Below are 20214 nucleotides of genomic sequence, written 5' to 3' on the forward strand. Positions count from 1 at the left end.
AGGAACATCTGCGGTGCGCCGCCGCTGATGTATTGGCATTCGCGGCAATGGCATTGGCCTTTCATCATCGGCTCGCCTTCCGCCGCGTAGCGCACCGAACCGCAATAACATCCGCCTTCGAACGTCATGGTGTTTCCTCGAGCCTGGTTTGAGAGGAGTGCGAGTGTAGTGCACGTGTCCACGGGCCGAACGGATATTTCGGGCTACGGCGAAACATCCACCGATTCAGGGCTCGCCGTGCGACGGTTGCGATTCAACACGCTCCGGTTCGACCAGCACGTGCTCGGCGCGCTGGCGTTCGCGCCGCATGATGCCGGCCCTTTCCACCAGCTCGCGAAACGATTCATGGGCATCGGGATGGCTGGTGGCTTCGCCGACGCTGAAGCGCGTCTTGTACGAGCCGCCTGCCGCATTCAATGCTTCCATCGCCTCGCCCATGCGCATCAGGGCGATCACGCCGCCGGTGTTTTCGTCCTTGGTGATCACCGTGAATTCGTCGCCGCCGGTACGCGCAATGATGTCCGCCGGCTCGAAGCTCTCGCGCAACATGCGCGCCATGTCCTGGATCAGATGCGCGCTGGCTTCGGGGCCGTAGGTATCGCTGATGTCCTTGACGCCCTCGACGTGGAACACCAGTACCGTCAGCACGGTGTGGCTGCGCTGCGCCTCGCGGAATGCCTGCTCGCCGAGCAATTCAAACCCGCGGTAGTTGAACACGCCGGTGGGCTGATCGCTCAACGACAGTTCGCGCAGTTCTTTCTCCAGCGAGTTGATGCGCCGCCCCATCAGCGAGACCAGCGCAGCCAGGGCAGCCGCCATCACCGCGACAGACAAGCCCGCGGCCACCGGCGGCGAAAGCCAGCCCACGCTGGCCATGGCGGTACCGGCAAGCATCAGCACGAACGGCAACAGCAAGGCAAAGGGCATCACCTGGCGCGCGAGCCGGCTGCCAAGCCCACTCCCGGCCAGCACGAAGAAATACCCATGCTGCATGCGCCAGATGATCAAGGCGCCAGCCAGCAACAGCATGCACAGCAACGTGTGGGGCGAGGTACGCGTGGCCATGCTTTGCCCAAACAGCTGCGCTGCCTTGAAGCAGTAGCCGGAGAAAATGATCAGGGCATGCAAGCTGAGCAGCATCGTCAACACCGCCACCGTCATGCCGTAGACCGGATGCCGCAACGTGGCAAGCAGCAGGCTCGATGCAAACAACAACAGATAAAACGCCGTCTGCACCGACATCACGCCAGGTTCGGCATTGCCGGGGTCCGCCACGATCAACGTGTCGAACCCCGTAAAGTCGCCACTGAGATGCTCATACAGCGGTACCACCGCCAGCAACAACACCAGCAGCGCCAGCGCACGGCCACAGCCCACGCGCCATGGCGAGGGTGTCGCAGACAGCAGCGCAAGGCTCACCACGCTCAACAGCATGCCGGCGGCCGTGTCGAACTTCATCAGATCCCAGCCGTGCGGATAACCCGGTCGCAGATCCTTGAAGAGCCACGCGAGCAGAATGAGAAACGCAATCAGCGCCGCAACAGCCAGGCAAGCGCTTTGCACGACAGCCAGGCGTTTGAGAAGAACAGCGTCGGACTGGTTCGTTGGCAGGACGATCAAGTCGTTTATGTTCATGGGCATGGCCCTGGCAGTGGGCGGTGCTTCAGCTGGAACGCTCGAACCGACGCGACCCTAGAACACTGCTTTCTTCCCCGCTGGGTCGCTGGCGTAGCATACATCCAGCAAGGATGGGCGAATGGTGTGCGAGTCGTGGATTGGGGCGCGTAATGTGAAGGTTTTGTGCAGGCCGCGCTGCTTTGTAGGCAGGGGTGAAATCCCAGCATGATCATGCATGGCGATGCTGGGGTTCGCACCCCAGCCTACATTCACTCCAGCCTACGCAGGCATTACCGCGGATTGTGGATGGCGATGTTGGAGTTTGCACCCCAACTGTCATGCCGCCATCCGGCACCCGCCAAGATGAAAGTTTTCCGGACCGTCATTCCGGCGAAGGCCGCCGGAATGACGACCACCGAGATCGCGTTCTTTCATGGCAACCTCGTATCTATGCGCTTCTTGCGAAGCGTGTGATCAAATCAGAATCTCCAAGCCTTTGTTGGCTACCAGATTCAGCAGCTTCAGCGACGGGCCATTCGGATGCTTCTGCCCCTGCTCCCATTTCTGCACTGTCGATGGGCTTGTATTGAGATAAGCCGCAAACACCGCTTGACTGGCACGGCAGCGCAAGCGCAGCCGCTTGATTTGTGTCGGAGTGAAATTTTTGACCGGCGGCAGGCACAAAGCGTCGAACTCACGCATGGTCTGCGCGTCGATCAAGCCACTATCGGCCAGTCCCTGAGTGGTTTGATGAAGGGTTTTCAGCAGTCGGCTTGCCATGGTTTCATACCTCGATCAATTCTTCTTCGGATTTCGCCTTTTCCAATCGTGCGGCGTCAAAACCAAGATAGATGGCAGCCAAACGCTTCAAGGCCTTCAGTTCTCTATCGCTGATATTGTCGCGTTCGTTCTTGGTGAATCCATACACAAAGATGGCGCGGTCGCGTAAACGATAGGCCAGGAGGGTACGTGCGCCGCCACGCTTGCCACACCCAGCCAGTGCCACCCGTTTCTTGACCACATGACCTCCCAGGTCAGCATCAATCAAGCCTGCTTCCATCTCGGCAACGGCCGTTCTCAGTTCGCTGTCGGTCAGGCCCTCCTTCAGTGCCCATTTGGAGAACTGTCGGGTCTTATAGATCTGCATACGCGTCCGTGTCGTTTTTCGGGTGAAAGTGTAGCACGTAGTGCCATGCTAATAACTTGGTCCATTATGTAACCCACTGGATTCAGGCGCAGAAAAGGGTTTTAGTTGATTCCATCCGACCGCAGGTTGGGGCCAGGCGCAGCCGAACCCCAACCTGCGTGCGGATGGCCGAGCGTTGGGGTTCGCGTTCGCTCACCCCAACCTACGACAGCGCTGCGGCGTGGTAGGCGATGTGCTCGCCGATGAAACTCGCGATGAAGTAATAGCTGTGGTCGTAGCCGGCGCGCATGCGCAACTCGAGTGGATGTCCCACGGCCTTGGCGGCTTCCTGCAACCGTTCCGGCTGCAATTGCGTGGATAGGAATTCATCTGCGTCGCCCTGGTCGATCAGCAGCGGCAGTTTTTCGTTGGCGGTTTTCACCAGTTCGGTGGCGTCGTAGGCACGCCAGGTTTCGCGGTCGCTGCCGAGATAAGCGGTGAAGGCTTTTTCGCCCCAGGGCACGCGTGAGGGTGCAACGATGGGCGAAAACGCCGACACGCTGCTGTAGCGGCCGGGATTCTTCAACGCGACGATCAATGCGCCATGGCCGCCCATGGAGTGCCCGCTGATGGCGCGCTTTTTCGTTACCGGAAAATGCTGCTCGATCAAGGCAGGCAACTCGTGCGCCACGTAGTCGTACATGCGGTAATGCTGCGACCAGGGCGACACGGTTGCATTGACGTAGAAGCCGGCGCCCTGCCCCAGGTCATACGCATCATCGTTCGCCACCTGCTCGCCGCGCGGGCTGGTATCGCATGCGACGATGGCCAGGCCATGCTCGGCGGCATAACGCTGCGCGCCAGCCTTGGTGATGACGTTCTGCTCGCTGCAGGTAAGGCCGGATAGCCAGTACAGCACCGGTACCTTGCCTTGCGCAGCCTGTGGCGGCAGATAGATGGCGAAACGCATCTCGCCGTCCACCGCTTTTGAACGATGGCGATGAACCTCTTGCCAACCGCCGAAACAAGCGTGACGTTCGATGCGTTCCATGATGCTGCCTCTCAAAAATACATGACGGTGTTGTAGCCCTCTCCCAAGGGGAGAGGTGGGCTTCGCTTAGAAGTAAATAACCGTGCGGATCGACTTGCCTTCATGCATCAGGTCGAACGCTTCGTTGATCTGCTCCAACGGCAAGCGATGCGTGATGAACGGATCGAGCCGGATCTCCCCGCGCATCGCCTGCTGCACCATGCCCGGCAACTGGCTGCGCCCCTTCACGCCGCCGAAGGCGCTACCGCGCCACACGCGGCCGGTGACCAACTGGAACGGACGCGTGCGGATTTCCTTGCCCGCGCCGGCCACGCCGATGATGATGCTTTCGCCCCAGCCTTTGTGGCAGCACTCCAGTGCAGCGCGCATCACCTCGACATTGCCGATGCACTCGAAGCTGTAGTCCACGCCGCCGTCGGTCATCGCCACGATCACGTCCTGGATCGGCTTGTCGTGATCCTTGGGATTGACGCAATCGGTAGCGCCCATGTCGCGCGCCAGCGCAAACTTATCCGCGTTGATATCCACGGCGATGATGCGCGCGGCCTTCGCCTGCACCGCACCTTGAATGACCGCCAGGCCGATGCCGCCGAGGCCGAACACCGCCACCGTCGCGCCCGCTTCCACCTTGGCCGTGTTGTGCACCGCGCCGATGCCGGTGGTAACGCCGCAACCGAGCAGACATACCTTTTCCAGCGGCGCCTGCGTGTCGATCTTGGCCAGCGAGATTTCCGGCACCACGGTGTATTCGCTGAAGGTGCTGGTGCCCATGTAGTGGTAGATCGGCTGGCCCTGGTAGGAGAAGCGCGTGGTGCCGTCCGGCATCAGGCCCTTGCCTTGCGTGGCGCGTACCGCCTGGCACAGGTTGGTCTTGCCGGAAAGGCAGAACTTGCACTTGCCGCACTCGGCCGTATACAGCGGAATCACGTGATCGCCCGGTTGCAGCGTGGTCACGCCCTCGCCCACTTCCACCACGATGCCGCCGCCTTCATGGCCTAGCACGGCGGGAAAGATGCCTTCGGGATCCTCGCCGGACAGCGTGAAGGCGTCGGTATGGCAGACGCCGGTGTGGGTGATCTTCACCAGCACTTCGCCGGCCTTGGGCGGGGCGACGTCGATCTCGACGATTTCCAGGGGTTTGCCGGCGGCGAACGCAACGGCGGCGCGTGATTTCATCGTGGAGCTCCTGCATGCCGAGAGATAAGGCGGGGATTATCGATGATGCGGCGCGATGGCCGAATACATAAAACTCCGTCGTGCTCCCTCAAACCCCGTCGCCCCGGCAAAGGCCGGGGCCCAGTGACTTTGAGGATCAAAGAAGTCGCTTACGTCCCAGCCTTCGCCGGGACGACGAGTGAAGATTTTTCGTCGTATTCAAGCGGAGCGCGGCCGCGCAAAATGGCTGTGCCTGGCCGCGCAAAAGTGGCTATTGGGGCCACGATTCCGGCAAGCGCATCATGTTGGCGAGCCGCCCAGGCGAATGGAGAGGGCCATGAGCTTACGCCGCAGCATCCTGTTGGGGTTGATCGGGCTTGCCGGCACCGCGCCGGCCGCACATGCGCAATCGACGGCCGAATGGCAGGCACAGCAGGTGGCCGCCGAAGCCAAGGCGGACCGGATCATGGTGGAAGCCAACCAGCAGAAAGGCTTGCTCAGCCAATACATGACGATGCGCCAGGCCTATGCCGGCGACGACTCGCCGGCGTTCCGGATGATCTTCGGGCAGTACATCGGCTGGTATCTGAGCTTTCTCGGCGACTACCCGCTGGCGGTGCAAAGCTTCTCCATCGCGGAACCGGCGCGGCCCGGCGACAACGCTTCGCCGCTCGATGGCGGCTATGCCGCGCGCCCGGCGCTGGATGAGATTCCCGCGCTCGCCAGCAACTACCAGATCGTGATGCTCAACGAGGCGCACAACGTCGCGATGACGCGCAGCCTTACCGTGGCGCTGCTCAGCCGCCTGTATGCGCAAGGCTTCCGTTATTTCGCCGCCGAGACCTTGTCGCAAAAAGATGCCCAGCTGCAGACGCGCGGCTATCCCATCGACGACAGCGGTTTCTACACGCAGGAGCCGGTGTACGCGGAAATGGTACGCACGGCGCTCAAGCTCGGCTACAAGGTCATTGCCTATGAAGCGACATCCACCATTACCCGCCCTGACCAGCGCGAGGCCGAGCAGGCGCGTCATATCTACGAGCAAGTGTTCAAAGAGGACCCGCACGCGCGGCTGGTGATCAATGCCGGTTACGAGCACATCGTGAAAGCCGGCGTCTATCTTGGCGGCGAATCGATGGCCGAGCATCTGCACAGGCTGACCGATGCACCGATCCTGGCCATCGACCAGACGGCCATGTACCCGCGCCCTTCCAGCCAGAACAATCATCCGTATTACACGGCGGTGATGAAGCAGCTGCATCCGGACGCGCCCATCGTCTTCGTCGATGCGAAGGACAAACCATGGTCGCTGCGCTCCGCGTACGACGCCAACGTGTTCTTCCCACCGGAAAAACTGGAACGCGGACGGCCGACGTGGCTCACCTTGTGGGGCTTGCGGCAACCGCATTGGGTAAGCGGCGACGGTTGCCGCGGCCATTACGCCTGCCTGGTGGAAGCGCGCTACAGCAACGAGGGGCCGGATGCGATTCCCGCCGACCGCATGCTGCTGCAGCAGACGCCGATGACGGTTTCCATTTCCGGCGTGGAGGCATACAGCAGCACGCAAGGGGTGCCATCGGGCGTGTTGTATCTACGGCCGGGCAGCTATCAGATCAGTTTCATCGTGGGCGGGGAGAAAGTGCTGCACAAGGACACCATCACCGTGCCGCCCCAGCCCTGAGCGATGCAGCACAGGGCGCGCAGGCACCCGTGAGCTGTTCTGCAAAACTCGTCCGCTAGAATCGGCCTGTTTTTGCCCAGCCTCCGGTGAATCATGCGCAACCTGCTCGCCCTGGCCTTCGCCCTTGCGATGGCTTCCATCCAGCCTGCCCACGCCCAGACATCCCATAACGACGGCACCGCTGCCACGCATGGCCCGATCGTCGTGCTGATCACCATCGACGGCTTTCCCGCCCGCGCCCTGCAGGACCCACGCTTGCCGATGCCCGCGCTACGCAAGCTGATGCACGATGGCGCGTATGCGCAGGGCATGCAGCCGATCAACCCTTCGGTGACCTGGCCCAACCACACCACGCTGATCACCGGCGTCAACGCCAGCGAGCATCACGTGATGGCCAATGGCCTGATCACCTTTCCGCAGGACGGCAGCGTGCCCGAAGTGAAACCGTGGACGCCGAAGGATCAGCTCGTGCATGCCCGCACGCTGTACGACGTGCTGGCGGAAAAAGGCATGAGTACCGGCCAGGTGGATTGGGTGGCGATCTACGGTGCGAAAAACGTGCAGTGGGCGTTTGCCGAACAGCCTGAGGTCGACAGCCCCATTGCGCAGGATCTGATCGCACAAGGTCTGGTTACGAAAGAACAGGTCGCAAGTTTTGGCGACGACAGCACGCCGGCATGGCGCGATGAAATATGGACGGATGCCGCGATCGACATCCTCGTCCATCACACGCCTAATCTGTTGCTGTTCCATCTGCTGCAAACCGATACGCTGCAACACGAATACGGCGCGCTCTCGCCGGCGGCCTATGCGGCGTATGCGTATGCGGATACGCGCATCGCGAAGTTGATCGACGCGGCGCGCAAGGCCGGCCTGCTGGATCGCATCACCTTCGTCATCGCGTCCGATCACGGCTTTACCGATTACACCCACGCCGTGCATCCGAACGTCGAACTGGTGCGCGCCGGTTATCTGCATCAGGAAAAAGGCAGTTATCGCGGCGATGTGTGGATTCAACCGGAAGGCGGCGAAGCATCGCTGTATATCCGCGACAGCGCCAAGCGTGCGGAGCTGTTGCCGAAACTGAAAGCCGATTTCGCGAAGGTACCGGGCGTTGCCGCGATCTACACCGCCAGCGAGGCGAATCAGCTCGGCCTTCCGGCGCCAGGTTCCACCGACCAGGCACCTGATTTGTATCTCATCGCCAAAGCCGGCTACTCCTTCACCGATGGCACGGACGAGCCGCTGGTGACGGATTTCGAAAATGCACGCGGCGCGCACGGCTACCTCAACACCAACCCGGACATGCAGGCGCTGTTCGTGGCGTCCGGGGCGCATATAAAACACGGCGTGAGGCTGGGTGCCATCAGCAACCTGCGCGTCGCGCCGACGATTGCAAAGCTGCTTGACGTGTCATTGCCGGCAGCCAGGCAGGCGCCTCTCACCGACATATTGCAGTGAATAGCTTGCCGTGAGACCTGTGCTGCAGATTTGCCTGTGAAAGGCGGACACATTAAAAACCGTGCAGGGGCGTATCATTCCCGTGTTTTTTTCGCAGAACGCGGGATATTTCAGTCACGGGAAACCCCCATTCGTCATTCCAGCGAAAGCTGGAATGACGGATTTGGGTTCTGAGGCGACTGGAAAAATCTTAAGTTCGGAGCATTGTTCCTCATCCTCGGTAGTCTATGCAGATCAAACTTTTTTTCTCCCGCACCATCGCTGCGATTTGCGCCCTCAGCGTGGGGCTCACGGGCTTTGCCAATACCGCGCAAGCCATCGACATTCCTGCTCCGGCCGGTTGGCAGTTGCAGTGGGGCGACAATTTCGCCGGCGCCACAGGGTCCCTGCCTTCGTCCACCAACTGGCGCATCGATACCGGGCACGGTTATCCGAACGGACCGATCAACTGGGGCACATCGGAAATCGAGAATTTCACCAACGATCCGGCCAACATCCATTTGGACGGCCAAGGCCATCTGATCATCACGCCGCAGCGTGATGCCGCCGGACAGTGGACCTCCGGCCGCGTGGAAACCGTGCGCGGTGATTTCGCCGCACCCGACGGCGGCGAGCTGCGCATGGAAGCACGCATCCAGATGCCGGACGTGACCGGCCCGCGCGCGCTCGGCTACTGGCCCGCTTTCTGGGCGCTAGGCAGCGATTACCGCACCACCATGGTGTGGCCCAAGTCCGGCGAGTTCGACATCATGGAAAGCGTCAATGGACTGGACGCGGTGTGGGGCATTTTGCATTGCGGCGTGAATCCCGGTGGCCCGTGCGGCGAGCCGATCGGCATCGGCGCGCGCCTGCCCTGCCCGCACGAAGCCTGCACGGCCGGCCCGCACACCTTTACCTTCGAGTGGGATCGCAGCGTCACGCCGGAACGGTTGCGCTGGTTCGTCGATGGCCAGCAAATCAACCAGGTCGCGGAGAACCAGCTTTCCGCCGATACCTGGCGCGAACTCACCGGCGAACACGGTTATTTCATGTTGCTGGACGTCGCGATGGGTGGTGGGTTCTCGTTCGTGATGGCCGGCTGGAAACCCACACCGACGCCGGAGACGGAACCGGGGCATTCGATGGTGGTGGATTACGTCGCCGTGTGGACCAAGCCTGGCACCGGCAAGAAAACACCGCAGCCGGTGCAGCCGGAGATGTCGGCGGATGCGAAGAAGCTGGGGCAGAAGGCAGCAGCGAAGAGTTGATGCGTAGGTTGGGTTAGCGAAGCATGCGGCTCATCCAAAGCGTCGATCTTTCTGCCAAAACTCAGGCCACGGCATGCGCGGCGCGCCACAGACAAAAATATCCGGATGATCCCGGCTCTCTTCGTTCTGCATGCCATACGGATGGCTGATATGGCCGGCCAAATGGCAATCGGTGAGGTAATGCTCCGCCCATTCACGCGATGAACCCAGCACGATCAACGTCGTCGGCGGTGGTACGGGATAACCGCGCAACCACGCTGAATTGGTGCGACTGATCGGGGCGGGCAGGTGGTAACGCGATCCGAGCATTTCGACCGCGCCCTGCTCGCCATAATTGCCCACCAGTATGCCGGCATGCGCTTGTTGTGCGGGCGGCAACTTATCGCGAATGCTCGCAACGGTCTGCACGATATCGCCCCAACCGAGTTCTTCGCGCAGATCGCCGTTGTAATGGAGCGCAAAACGCATCAACGGGCCGGTGGCCGAGAGTGGAAGAATCGCCGCCGCGGCGCCAAGCCCGTACGCCGAAAACCCGACGAAGAAAACACCGGCAAGCACCCGTCGCAAACGTTGCGGCCGCGACGCCAGCCAGCGCAGCACCAGCACCGCGCCCATGGCAAACAGCATCGGATACGCCGCGCCCAGGTAATACCCTCTTCCCTGCCCAGCCACCAACAATGCGAGCGGCATGAGGTACATCCATGCCAGCAGGCGATAGCGTCGTTCCTGCAGGTAGCCATACAAACCGGCCAGCCACAGCGGCAGCGTGAACGGATTCGTGCACCTCGTCACTTGATTGAAGAAGAAATGGTCGGCGCGCCCTTCACTCACGTCGCGCGCGTGAATGGCCTGGAGAAAACGCCAGTAAACAAAATCATGCCGCGCCTGCCAGATCAGATTGGGCAGGAAGATCAGCAGTGCAAGCGCGATACCCGCCCAAAGCCAAACGCTGCGAAAATAGCGACGCGACGGCGTGAACAGCAGCCCGGCAAATATCCCGGCCGCAAGAAAGAAAATGGTGTACTTGGTCTGCGTGCCCGCACCCATGGCTGCACCGATTGCCAGCCACCAGCGCGGGTTTTCCGTCGTCAGCAGGCGAATCACGAAATACGCGGTCAGCACCCACCACAAATAATCAAAACTGGTGTATTGGAATTCCGTGCCTTCGAACAAGGGCAGCGGCGAAAGCGCCACGGTCATCGCCGCCATCAACTGCCCCTTGCGTCCACCGCCGAGTTCGCGCGCCATCAGGCCCGAGACCACCACCACGATGGCCTGCGCGATCACGGAAAATAGACGCAGGCCAGGCAGCCATAGACCGAACAGCATCAGCCCGATACGCTCGATGAAAGGCGTAAAGGGCGGATACGGCACGAATCCCCAATCCAGATGCAACGCGTCGCTCAATACCTGCCATTCATCGCGATGAAAACCGAAGCGCACATTGGTGAACAAGTGAACGAGCGCGACGATGCCTGCGCATAAGAGCAACCATGCCAGGTCCGACCGCGCGCCTTCCTGTGTCGATACCAGGCCTTGTTGCTGTGAAACGACGCTGATCTGCATGAGGCTTGGCTATGGCATCCGCCGTGTGCGAGGCCTCTGCATGGTCCGACATGGCAGCGCATGCCGGAGTGAAAACCAAGCTTGTGAAACGCTGATCATTCATAGGCTGGGATGACAATCCCAGCTTGAGGATGGCGGTGCTGGGATTGTCATCTCAGCAGAGGGGCTGAGGTATCCCCACGTTTTCTTTCCGCCAGCCCGCGTAAATCCAGCGATCACAACGACGGCAAAAACGTGGGAATACCTCAGGCCTATGGGATCATTGTCACCCGACCTTCACGGCAACCTATTGGGCTCGTCGCTGTGCCACGTCATCCGGCGTAACGGTGCCTTGCTTGTTGCCGAAATGACCGATCACATAATTGCTCAGCTCGGCAATTTCCGTATTCGAATACGCATCGCCGAAACTCGGCATGAACACGTCAGCGTTCATGCCGCTCAAGCTGGAGCCGTGCAGCAAAATTTGCGTGACATTGTTGCCGCGCACATCGTTCACGCCACGCGAGCCAAGCAATGATGCATACGGCGTCTGCTGCCCCTTGCCGTTCCATTGATGGCAGCTGGCGCAGGCACCTTCGAACACCTTCAAGCCTTGCGCATCGGCGTGTGCATCGCCGCCAGGTGCGTAGTCGCTGGAGGCAAGCGCAGGCGCAGGCTTGGCGTCGATCGCAATCGGATCGGTGCCCGCACGCGCCGGCACGCTGCGCAAATAGGCAACCAACGCACTCGCGTCCGCCGGCTGCAGGAAACGCAGGCTGTTTTCCACCGCCTCGGCCATCGGGCCGGACGCGGAACCATGGCCATCGGCATGACCGGTGGTGATGTAGCTGACAAGATCGCTATCGCTCCACGCACCAATGCCATGCACCGGATCGGAGGTGATGTTGTAAGCGCGCCAGCCTTGCAGCACGCTGCCGGCCAGATCATTCTTGCGGTCCAACGCAAACGCGACATTCCGCGGCGTGTGGCATTCCGCACAATGGCCGAGCGCCGTGGCGAGGTACTTGCCGCTGTTCCACTGCGCCGATTGCGAAGCATCCGGCTGGAAGCGCTGGCTCTTGAAGAACCCGGCGTTCCAGAAGCCCATCACCCAACGCTGGTTGTACGGGAAGGAAAGATCGTTGATCCGGTTCGGCTGCGAGATCTTCGGCAGGCTGAATAGATACGCCTTGATCGCCAGCACGTCGCTGCGGCTCAGCAATGTATAGGAGGTATAGGGAAACGCGGGATAAAGATGCTCGCCGTGCTTCCCGATGCCATCGTGCAGGGCGCGCACGAACTCATCGTCGCTCCAGCCGCCGATGCCGGTCGCTTCATCCGCCGTGATGTTGGATGAATAAATGGTGCCGAATGGCAAGCGGAACGCCACACCGCCGGCAAACGCTTTGCCGGAACCCGGCACGGTATGGCAGGCCGTGCAATCGGCCGCCTTGGCGAGATATTCGCCACGCGCCAGCACGTCGGCCGACGGCGGTGTGCCGGCCATGGCAGGCGAGGTGCCCTCCGAGCTGTCGGAGCGGTTCAAGTACAGATACACGCCCGTGCCGATCAACAGCAGGATCACGATAACGAGCAGGAAGCGTTTCATGCGGTCTCCCTCCTCTCAGGCGCGGCAGCGGATGCGACGGACTTGAGTGCATCCGGGCTTTGCACCAGCAGGTTGCGATCCACCGGCAGCTGGTACAGCCGCACGCCGGTAGCGGCGAAGATGGCGTTGGCCAGCGCGGGCGCGGCAATGGCGGTGCCGACTTCGCCCATGCCGCCCGGTGCTTGCGTATTGACCACGCGGTGCACTTCCACCACCGGCGTTTCATTGATGCGCAGCACGCGGTAGTTATTGAAGTTGCTTTGCTCGACCGCACCGTTCTTAATGGTGAGCCCGCTGTACAACGCCGCGCTGAGCCCGAACAGCACGCCACCCTGCACCTGCGCCTCGATCGAACTGGTGTTGACGGCAATGCCCACGTCAATCGCCGCGACGACTTTGCGCAAGCGCACTTCGCCTTGCGGCGTGACTTCCGCTTCCACGATCACGCACACATGACTGCCGAACGGATCGCCCAGCGCGATGCCGCGCCCGACGCGTGCCGGCAGCGGTTGACCGCCCCAGCCGATTTTCTCGGCGGCAAGATTCAACACACCCAGCGCGCGCGGGTTTTTCTGCAGCAGCGCGCGGCGGAATTCGAGCGGATCCTTCTTGGCATGGTTCGCCAATTCGTCGATGAAACTTTCCACCACGAACAGATTGTGTGTCGGCCCCACGCCGCGCCACCAGCCGACGATAAAACCAGGCGGCATGTCGTGGCGGATCCATTCCACATGCGCCTTGGGAATGTCGTAAGGCGTTTCCACCACGCATTCCACCGCATCGCTGTCCAGGCCATCCTTGCCCATCGCGCCCGGCGCGAACCGCGCCAGCACCGAGCCGCCGCTGGTGCGGTAGCCGTACCAGATGGGTTTGCCGCTGGCATCGAGCACGGCCGAGATCACGTCGTGATACATCGGCCGCATGTGGTCCTGGCCAATGTCTTCTTCGCGCGTCCATACCACTTTCAGCGGATACGGCACCTGCTTGGCCAACGCGACCGCTTGTTCCACCCAATCGGTTTCCAGCCGGCGCCCGAAGCCGCCGCCCAGATACTGGTTGTGCAGCACGATTTTCTCGATCGGCAGGCCGGTGATCTTCGCCGCCTCCTGCGCCGCACGCATCGGTACTTGCGTACCGGTCCAGATCTCGCATTGATCGTGCGTGACATGCACGGTGCAGTTCATCGGTTCCATCGTGGCGTGCGCGAGCATCGGCGAGCTGTATTCCGATTGCACCAGCGTACCTTGCGGACGCTCGCCATCGTCGCGCGCCACGATGCCTTTGCCGTTGCGCGCGCTGTCGGCGATGGCGTCCTGCAATTGCTGCGTGGTGAGGTTGGCGTTCACGCCGCGATCCCACTCGATCACGAGCGCCTCCATGCCTTTCTTCGCCGCCCAGAAATGCTCGCCCACCGCCGCGACGGCGTTATCCAGGCGCAACACATCCACCACGCCAGGCAACTTGCGTGCAGCCTTGTCATCGACGGAAGCCAACTTGCCGGCGAAGGTCGGGCATGCCTTGACCGTAGCCACCTTCATGCCCGGCACACGCACGTCGAGCCCGAATTGCGTGGCGCCTTTGATCTTGTCAGCGGCATCCACGCGCCGGATCGGTTTGCCGATCAGCTTGAAATCCTTGGGGTCGGTGAGTTGCACCTTGTCGGGCATCGGCAGGCGTCCGGCGACGTCCGCCAATTCGTTGAAAGTGGCGCTGCGTCCGGACGGCGCGTGATGCACCACGCCGCGATCCACCGTGCAGGTAGCCGGGTCCACGTGCCATTTCACCGCCGCCGCGCTGACCAGCATGCTGCGCGCCACGGCGCCCGCTTCGCGCAATACCGACCAGGTGGCGCGCGTGCTGGTGGAGCCGCCGGTGATCTGTCCGCCCAGCGCGGGAATGCCGTACAGATCGTCGCTCGGCGGCGAGTGTTCCACCTTGATCTGGTCCAGGCCGACGCCAAGTTCCTCGGCCAGCAGCATGCTGCAACCGGTATAGATGCCCTGCCCCATTTCCACGCTGGGCATCACCAGGCGCACCGGGCCCTCGCTGTCGATGCGGATAAAGGCATTGGGCGCGAACGGCGGATTGCCGTCGGCCATGGCCGCGGCGGTATCGGCCGGTTGCCGGCGCGCACTCATCATGGCGGACGCCGCGCCGGTGCCGCCCAGCCACAGGAAGGCGATCGCCAACCCGCCGTGTTTCAGCACGCTGCGGCGTTGCAGATCGATGCTTTCCGTGGGTTCCGGCGTGAAGGATTCGGTGCTCATGACGCAGCTCCTTCCGGCGCGCTGCCGATCGTCTGCAGGATCTCGATCTTGCCGGTGGCGGCCTGCTTGACCGCCGCGCGAATGCGCACATAAGTGGCGCAACGGCAAAGGTTGCCGGACATGGCGGCATCAATGTCGTCGTCGGAAGGATTGGGCGTGTGCGCCAGCAGCGCCGCCGCCGACATGATCTGGCCGGATTGGCAATAACCGCATTGCACCACATCGACATCCAGCCACGCCTGCTGGATTTTCTGCCCGGCGGGCGTGTTGCCCACCGCTTCGACGGTGGTGATGGCGCGATTGCCGATGGCGCCCACCGGCAGCACGCACGAGCGCACCGCCTGGCCATCCAGATGCACCGTGCAGGCCCCGCATTGCGCGATACCGCAACCGAACTTGGTGCCAGTCAGGCCGATGACGTCGCGCAACACCCACAAGAGCGGCATGTCATCGGGTACATCGACCGGGTAAGACTGACCGTTGACGGATAAGGACAGCATGAAAGCCTCCGTACTGCATCAGGAGTGGCGTGTATTGTCTAAAACTGCAGCGTTTGCCTAAAACGCGCACGCTTTCAAAAGCACGCAACCGAACATGATCCAAAATGACCTATTCAACACCGCCGACGTGATAACGGTTGCCGGCAACCCCACGACAGGATGGCATCGAACGGTAAAGGCGTGACACCATCACGGCCATCGATTCTGCTCCTTTTGTTTGTCGACAGCAAAGATGAATTCAGCCCACGAGCTAACCACCTTGATTGCGGCATTGCGCGATCTGCACGGCGAAGCTACGCCGAAAGCAGCCCTTGCCACGCTCACGCGAACGCGCGGTTCCACCTTTCGGCGCCCCGGTACGCGCATGCTGGTATTGGGCGATGGCCACGTCGTGTGCGAACTTTCCGGCGGCTGCCCGCAGCGCGATATCGTGGCGCGCGCCTTGGAAGTCATCGACAGCGGCGAGCCGAAACTGGTCAGCTACAACGCGGAATCAGGCCTGGATGTCCTGATCGAAATGGGTTGCGGCGGCGAACTGGAAGTACTGATCGAACCGCTGCTGGCGATTCACGACATGGACTTCATCGACACGCTTGCACGCTGCCTCGACGAGCGCCGCACGCTGCACATGGCCACGCTGTTTGTCGTGAATGGCAAAACCGTATTGCCGCGCCGGCTGGCGTGGAATGGCAACGGGGTGGCATACGATGGCATCGGCGATGCAGCGCTGGTGCAAGCCATGATGATGCACGCACCGGCTTGCGCAGGGCGGCGCGCCCGCACGGTGAACTTGCCTTCTGCGCAAGGTACGGTCGACGTGTTGCTGGAAGCCATCGCGCCACCGCATGCCTTGGTGGTGATCGGCAGCAGCGCCGCAGCGCGTGCACTCCTGCCGCTGGCGAGTGCGTTGGGATGGCGTACCACGCTGGTGGATTACGATCCCGCCCGGCTACGTGCCAGCGATCTTCCGGCGGGCTTGCATACGGCTTGTGCCACGCCGCAGCAACTGACGGATACCATTGCGCTGGATGCGCATAGCTCCGTCGTAGTGATGACGCATAACCTTGAACAGGACATTGCGTACCTCGGCGCGTTGCATCATGCGCCGGTCGCGTACATCGGCGCGCTCGGCTCGCGTGAACGAGTCGCACGCATGCGAAGCAGTGCCGCGCTTGAAGGTTTGCACGTGCATGCACCGGCCGGCCTGGATATCGGCTCGGAAACGCCGGAGGAAATCGCCTTGGCGATTGCGGCGGAGATCATGGCGGTGATCAACGATCGCAGCGGCGGCCATTTGCGCGACAACGACGGTGCGATTCATCCCTCGTAGGTCTCCATGAAGTGCGCGTTTCCTCTGATCCGTCGCCCCGGCGAACGCCGGGGCCCAGTGTCTTGATAGCCAAACAAAGTCGCTAGGCCCCGGCGTTCGCCGGGGCGACGAGTATCAGGCAATTCCATCACATGCGGAGATGTTGGGGTTCGCGTGCCATTTCACTGCAACCTGCAACGTCAACAGATCATCATGCGGATGCGTTCCAAACGGCGCCGCCGCTCCCAACCTCAACGCAGCGGCGACATATGCCCATAGCGCCTCGGGAGGCGGCGCGTCGTCGGGCGGCGAGCCATCGGGACGCTGGCGGCCTGCCGCACCCGTTTTCACGTATTTGCCGATAACAGTAGCCGTACCGCCTTTGGCGTGATCCGCGCCGGGCAACGTACGGCTGAATTCACCCGTGAGCAGCGTGACAACGTTTTGTCCAGGCAAGGCCATCACGCGGCGAAGAAATGTATGCAGCGCGGGGGTGATGGGCGCCATGATCTGACGCGCGGCATCGCCCGCATCATCGTGGTGCGTATCGAATTGCCGGTCTTGCCTGCCGGTATACGCAGGCTGTGCGAAAACAACCCCGGCGCCTTCGCGTACCAGCGCTTCGACGGCCGCGAACGTGTTGCGCTGGTTGTCGATCATCGCGTTGGCGCCGAACGCGCCATACGCCTCGCGGATGTCATTGAATTGCGCGATGGAGAGGGCGCGGCGTGCGTCGTCCAGTTTCACGATGTGCTCGAAATCGATGCCGTGTTCCGGCTCGGGACGAGCGGGGACGCCCACCGGCAAACCCAGATTGTTGACGATGGCGCAACGCACGGCGCTGGGTGGCATCGCCGCGGCCATGCGCAACAGCTGGCTGCGTGAACCGGCCTGCAGCACCGCGGCGCGCGAATCATTGTGCGAATAAAGACCATGCCTGAAATGCACCGATGCCATGTGCTGCAAGGCCACGGCGGGCAACGCGCCCAATGAACCGGCATCGACATAAAGCCCGTTACCCACGGATCGGATGTTGTCCGCCGTGACGCCGAAGGCACCGTTGGCAAGGAAAGCATCCGCGCTGTTGAAAAGGCCGGCAGGGCCGCCGTTCAACCAGAACACCACCAGCGTTGGCCGTTCGCTGCCATCGCGACCTTTTGCCAGCAGCCTGGCGTCACCGAGTGCCAGTGCGCCGGCCGCGGCCATGCCGGCTTTGAGCAGATCGCGGCGTGTCATCGAATACGCAGCCATGGGGTGCCTCGTTTCTGTTCGGCGTAGGTGGGGAGTTCAAGCAAGCGGGTCAGTACGCAGTGATCGCCGCGTTATTGCCCGCACTGCCAGTCCGGGCTTAGCCTAGGCCGTCCGTTTTTCGAAAGGTGGTCATCCTGTGTCGCGTTTCGGACAACCTCTTCGCTACTCTTCGGCCTGGCCGATCACCGCGCTTGCCAAGGAATACCCGCAGGGCTGGCACGTGGCGGTGCATCGGCATCGACGTGGCCAGCTGATCTACGCCACATCGGGCGTGATGCACGTGACCACCCGGGAAGGTATCTGGATCGTGCCGCCGCAGCGTTCGCTATGGATACCGGTCGGGATGCCGCATGAAATCCATATGGAAGGACAGGTGGCCGTACGCATGCTCTACCTCGATCGCGCCACGAGCGCATCGTTCGGCACGCATTGCAAGGTGCTGACAGTGTCGAACTTGCTGCGCGAACTGATCCTGGCGGCGGTGCAGGCGCATGCGGAAAAACATCGGCAGCGCATAGGCATGCTCGCACCGCTGCTGCTGCATGAATTGCAAACGGCAGACGAAGTCGCCTTCCATATTCCGATGCCTTCGGATCCCCGCTTGAAGAGCGTATGCCAGCGCTTGCTCAACGGCACGTCGCATGCCGAAACATTGGAACAATTGGCGCTACGCGCAGGAGCAAGTAGCCGTACGCTGGCGCGCTTGTTCGAAAGCGAACTGCACATGTCGTTCGTGCGCTGGCGGCAGCATGTGCGGTTGGCCAGGGCGCTTAGCCAGATGAGCCGCGGATTCTCCATCAAGGCCGTTGCGCGCGACGCGGGTTATGCCAATTGCAGCGCCTTCAGCAGCATGTTTCATCGCGTGCTTGGCGTGACGCCTACGGACTATATGCGGCATGCGGTGAAGTTGTGACGGCGATGGCAGATGGATGGCGTTGGGGTACGCTGCGCCAACCCAGCTACGATGCGTTGCCACATGCACTACGACTCGCCCGTCATCCTCCTGCTCGCCGCCGGTGAAGGCAGCCGCTTCGGCGGCGCCAAACAGTTGGCGGAGATTGCCGGCGAGCCGATGGTTCGGCGCAGCGCGCGTGTACTGATGGAAACGGACATGCCGGTGCTGGTGGTAACCGGTGCTTATGCCGATGACGTCGAGGCCGTGCTCGACGATCTGCCGCTGAGCATGGTTCGCTGCGAAGCGTGGCAGCTGGGCATGGGCCATTCGCTCGCCGCGGGCGTGCGCGCCATGGCGCATACCTTTCCACAGGCATCGGCGGTGCTGGTGTGCCTGGCCGACCAACCCTTGCTCGACAGCGTGGCGCTTCAAGCCATGCTGCAACGACACCAGGCCGCGCCCCGGCAAATTCTGGCCAGCGAACACAACGGCGTGCAGGGCCCGCCTGCCCTGTTCCCTCGCGATTGTTTCGAGGCCTTGGCGTCGCTTTCCGGTACGCATGGCGCGCGCCAACTGCTGCGACAGGAAGCAGCACGCGTCGAGCTTTTCAGCCCACCGGCATGGGTGGACGTCGATACACCGGAAGACCTGCAGCGGATACGAGCCATCCTGGCCAAATCCGGAGGCAGTCTTGGCTGACGACAAGCAGTCTGCCGGGACATCTGTTCTTTTTGCCGCATCTGAGTAAAGTCTTGAGTAGCTAGACGTTTCGCTTGCCATAATTGCTGCATCGCAATAATCCACGCAGGGCGGCGCACGATCGCGGTGTGAGCCCTTGAGGAACAGGTTGTTTTGCGGAGCCACACGCGAGGGACGAATCGGAGCACGCACTCCATCCATTTCTTTGGGGAGTTCCGGCAATGAGCAGCGAGCAAAGCATGGCGCGATTCTCGAATCCGGCGCCGTTGGGCCTGGCGGGTTTCGCGTTGACTACGTGGTTGTTGAGCATGATCAACGCTGGCTGGTTCAGCGGCGACGCGATGAACATGGTGTTGGCGGTCGCCATGGCGTATGGCGGCACGGCACAGATGATCGCAGGCGTGATGGAGTTGCCGCGTGGCAATACGTTTGGCGCGACGGCGTTCGTGAGTTACGGCGCCTTCTGGTGGTCGTTCGCGCTGTTTGCTCTGTTTCTGCATGACAAGGTGCCGGCCGCTTTCGTGGGCTGGTACCTCTTCATGTGGGGCGTTTTCACGTTCTACATGTGGCTTGGCACGCTGCGTGGCGTACGCGCGGTGCAGCTGATTTTTCTGGCGCTGTGGATCACCTTCTTCCTGCTCGCCGCCAGCGAGTGGACCGGCATGAAGAGTCTGCACGTGGCCGGCGGGTACACGGGTCTGATCACGGCGCTGCTGGCGTTTTACGTATCGGCGGCGGAAATCATCAACGAGTCGCACAAGCGGGAAGTGCTGCCGGTGGGGACACCACGCGCCACATAAA

Annotated in this window: 17 protein-coding genes; 7 read left to right on the forward strand and 10 right to left on the reverse strand. The window is 61.9% G+C overall.

Going from position 1 to position 20214, the window contains the following annotated elements; all coding sequences use genetic code 11:
* Positions 1-225: 225 nt before the first annotated feature.
* The 5 genes from VJR68_RS09640 to VJR68_RS09660 form a co-directional block, all read right to left on the reverse strand.
* Complete coding sequence (locus VJR68_RS09640) at positions 226-1635, reverse strand: GGDEF domain-containing protein (protein WP_324147458.1); 1410 nt, start codon at positions 1633-1635, stop codon at positions 226-228.
* A 456-nt stretch (positions 1636-2091) separates the two neighbouring features.
* Positions 2092-2397, reverse strand: a complete 306-nt coding sequence (locus VJR68_RS09645; protein WP_324147459.1) for a DNA-binding transcriptional regulator — start codon at positions 2395-2397, stop codon at positions 2092-2094.
* 4 nt (positions 2398-2401) lie between these two features.
* On the reverse strand, positions 2402-2764 hold the full coding sequence (locus tag VJR68_RS09650) for a type II toxin-antitoxin system RelE/ParE family toxin (protein WP_324147460.1): 363 nt from the start codon (positions 2762-2764) through the stop codon (positions 2402-2404).
* A 202-nt stretch (positions 2765-2966) separates the two neighbouring features.
* A complete protein-coding gene (fghA, locus tag VJR68_RS09655) occupies positions 2967-3794 on the reverse strand; it encodes an S-formylglutathione hydrolase (RefSeq protein ID WP_324147461.1) in 828 nt (275 codons plus the stop codon).
* 66 nt (positions 3795-3860) lie between these two features.
* Positions 3861-4970: an S-(hydroxymethyl)glutathione dehydrogenase/class III alcohol dehydrogenase gene (locus tag VJR68_RS09660; RefSeq protein ID WP_324147462.1), complete on the reverse strand. Its 1110-nt coding sequence runs from the start codon at positions 4968-4970 to the stop codon at positions 3861-3863.
* A gap of 316 nt (positions 4971-5286) precedes the next feature.
* On the opposite strand from VJR68_RS09660, the gene VJR68_RS09665 reads away from it, so the two are divergent.
* The 3 genes from VJR68_RS09665 (at position 5287) to VJR68_RS09675 (ending at position 9338) form a co-directional block, all read left to right on the forward strand.
* Positions 5287-6630: a hypothetical protein gene (locus VJR68_RS09665; RefSeq protein WP_324147463.1), complete on the forward strand. Its 1344-nt coding sequence runs from the start codon at positions 5287-5289 to the stop codon at positions 6628-6630.
* 93 nt (positions 6631-6723) lie between these two features.
* Positions 6724-8091, forward strand: a complete 1368-nt coding sequence (locus tag VJR68_RS09670; protein WP_324147464.1) for an ectonucleotide pyrophosphatase/phosphodiesterase — start codon at positions 6724-6726, stop codon at positions 8089-8091.
* A 227-nt stretch (positions 8092-8318) separates the two neighbouring features.
* The gene (locus VJR68_RS09675; RefSeq protein WP_324147465.1) at positions 8319-9338 is read left to right on the forward strand and encodes a glycoside hydrolase family 16 protein; all 1020 of its coding nucleotides are present in this window, start codon (positions 8319-8321) and stop codon (positions 9336-9338) included.
* Positions 9339-9368: 30 nt separating this feature from the next.
* Here the strand turns inward: VJR68_RS09675 and VJR68_RS09680 are convergent, their stop codons facing one another.
* From VJR68_RS09680 to VJR68_RS09695, 4 genes are all read right to left on the reverse strand, one after another.
* Entirely contained in the window at positions 9369-10904 is a 1536-nt protein-coding gene (locus tag VJR68_RS09680; RefSeq protein WP_324147466.1) for a glycosyltransferase family 39 protein, read from the reverse strand.
* A gap of 286 nt (positions 10905-11190) precedes the next feature.
* Entirely contained in the window at positions 11191-12492 is a 1302-nt protein-coding gene (locus tag VJR68_RS09685; RefSeq protein ID WP_324147467.1) for a cytochrome c, read from the reverse strand.
* Positions 12489-14759, reverse strand: coding sequence for a xanthine dehydrogenase family protein molybdopterin-binding subunit (locus VJR68_RS09690; RefSeq protein ID WP_324147468.1), 2271 nt, complete (start codon positions 14757-14759; stop codon positions 12489-12491). The genes VJR68_RS09685 and VJR68_RS09690 overlap by 4 nt, the downstream gene beginning before the upstream one ends.
* Positions 14756-15259, reverse strand: coding sequence for a (2Fe-2S)-binding protein (locus VJR68_RS09695; RefSeq protein ID WP_324147469.1), 504 nt, complete (start codon positions 15257-15259; stop codon positions 14756-14758). The genes VJR68_RS09690 and VJR68_RS09695 overlap by 4 nt, the downstream gene beginning before the upstream one ends.
* A gap of 232 nt (positions 15260-15491) precedes the next feature.
* Between VJR68_RS09695 and VJR68_RS09700 the strand changes: the two genes are divergently transcribed.
* On the forward strand, positions 15492-16589 hold the full coding sequence (locus tag VJR68_RS09700) for an XdhC family protein (RefSeq protein WP_324147470.1): 1098 nt from the start codon (positions 15492-15494) through the stop codon (positions 16587-16589).
* A 114-nt stretch (positions 16590-16703) separates the two neighbouring features.
* Here the strand turns inward: VJR68_RS09700 and VJR68_RS09705 are convergent, their stop codons facing one another.
* A complete protein-coding gene (locus VJR68_RS09705) occupies positions 16704-17819 on the reverse strand; it encodes a hypothetical protein (protein WP_324147471.1) in 1116 nt (371 codons plus the stop codon).
* Positions 17820-17955: 136 nt separating this feature from the next.
* Here VJR68_RS09705 and VJR68_RS09710 point away from each other — a divergent pair, with 136 nt between their 5' ends.
* From VJR68_RS09710 to VJR68_RS09720, 3 genes are all read left to right on the forward strand, one after another.
* Positions 17956-18732, forward strand: coding sequence for a helix-turn-helix transcriptional regulator (locus tag VJR68_RS09710; RefSeq protein ID WP_324147472.1), 777 nt, complete (start codon positions 17956-17958; stop codon positions 18730-18732).
* A 63-nt stretch (positions 18733-18795) separates the two neighbouring features.
* A complete protein-coding gene (locus VJR68_RS09715) occupies positions 18796-19413 on the forward strand; it encodes a nucleotidyltransferase family protein (RefSeq protein WP_324147473.1) in 618 nt (205 codons plus the stop codon).
* 221 nt (positions 19414-19634) lie between these two features.
* Positions 19635-20213, forward strand: coding sequence for an acetate uptake transporter (locus VJR68_RS09720; protein ID WP_324147474.1), 579 nt, complete (start codon positions 19635-19637; stop codon positions 20211-20213).
* Position 20214 lies beyond the last annotated feature (1 nt).

The organism is Dyella sp., assembly GCF_035277725.1.
Taxonomy (GTDB): domain Bacteria; phylum Pseudomonadota; class Gammaproteobacteria; order Xanthomonadales; family Rhodanobacteraceae; genus Dyella_B.

Coding starts and splice junctions, on each gene's coding strand:
- VJR68_RS09700 (WP_324147470.1), top strand. CDS start 15,492: ATGAATTCAGCCCACGAGCTAACCACCTTGATTGCGGCATTGCGCGAT.
- VJR68_RS09690 (WP_324147468.1), bottom strand. CDS start 14,759: ATGAGCACCGAATCCTTCACGCCGGAACCCACGGAAAGCATCGATCTG.
- VJR68_RS09685 (WP_324147467.1), bottom strand. CDS start 12,492: ATGAAACGCTTCCTGCTCGTTATCGTGATCCTGCTGTTGATCGGCACG.
- VJR68_RS09680 (WP_324147466.1), bottom strand. CDS start 10,904: ATGCAGATCAGCGTCGTTTCACAGCAACAAGGCCTGGTATCGACACAG.
- VJR68_RS09670 (WP_324147464.1), top strand. CDS start 6,724: ATGCGCAACCTGCTCGCCCTGGCCTTCGCCCTTGCGATGGCTTCCATC.
- VJR68_RS09675 (WP_324147465.1), top strand. CDS start 8,319: ATGCAGATCAAACTTTTTTTCTCCCGCACCATCGCTGCGATTTGCGCC.
- fghA (WP_324147461.1), bottom strand. CDS start 3,794: ATGGAACGCATCGAACGTCACGCTTGTTTCGGCGGTTGGCAAGAGGTT.
- VJR68_RS09640 (WP_324147458.1), bottom strand. CDS start 1,635: ATGAACATAAACGACTTGATCGTCCTGCCAACGAACCAGTCCGACGCT.
- VJR68_RS09705 (WP_324147471.1), bottom strand. CDS start 17,819: ATGGCTGCGTATTCGATGACACGCCGCGATCTGCTCAAAGCCGGCATG.
- VJR68_RS09650 (WP_324147460.1), bottom strand. CDS start 2,764: ATGCAGATCTATAAGACCCGACAGTTCTCCAAATGGGCACTGAAGGAG.
- VJR68_RS09660 (WP_324147462.1), bottom strand. CDS start 4,970: ATGAAATCACGCGCCGCCGTTGCGTTCGCCGCCGGCAAACCCCTGGAA.
- VJR68_RS09715 (WP_324147473.1), top strand. CDS start 18,796: ATGCACTACGACTCGCCCGTCATCCTCCTGCTCGCCGCCGGTGAAGGC.
- VJR68_RS09645 (WP_324147459.1), bottom strand. CDS start 2,397: ATGGCAAGCCGACTGCTGAAAACCCTTCATCAAACCACTCAGGGACTG.
- VJR68_RS09665 (WP_324147463.1), top strand. CDS start 5,287: ATGAGCTTACGCCGCAGCATCCTGTTGGGGTTGATCGGGCTTGCCGGC.
- VJR68_RS09720 (WP_324147474.1), top strand. CDS start 19,635: ATGAGCAGCGAGCAAAGCATGGCGCGATTCTCGAATCCGGCGCCGTTG.
- VJR68_RS09695 (WP_324147469.1), bottom strand. CDS start 15,259: ATGCTGTCCTTATCCGTCAACGGTCAGTCTTACCCGGTCGATGTACCC.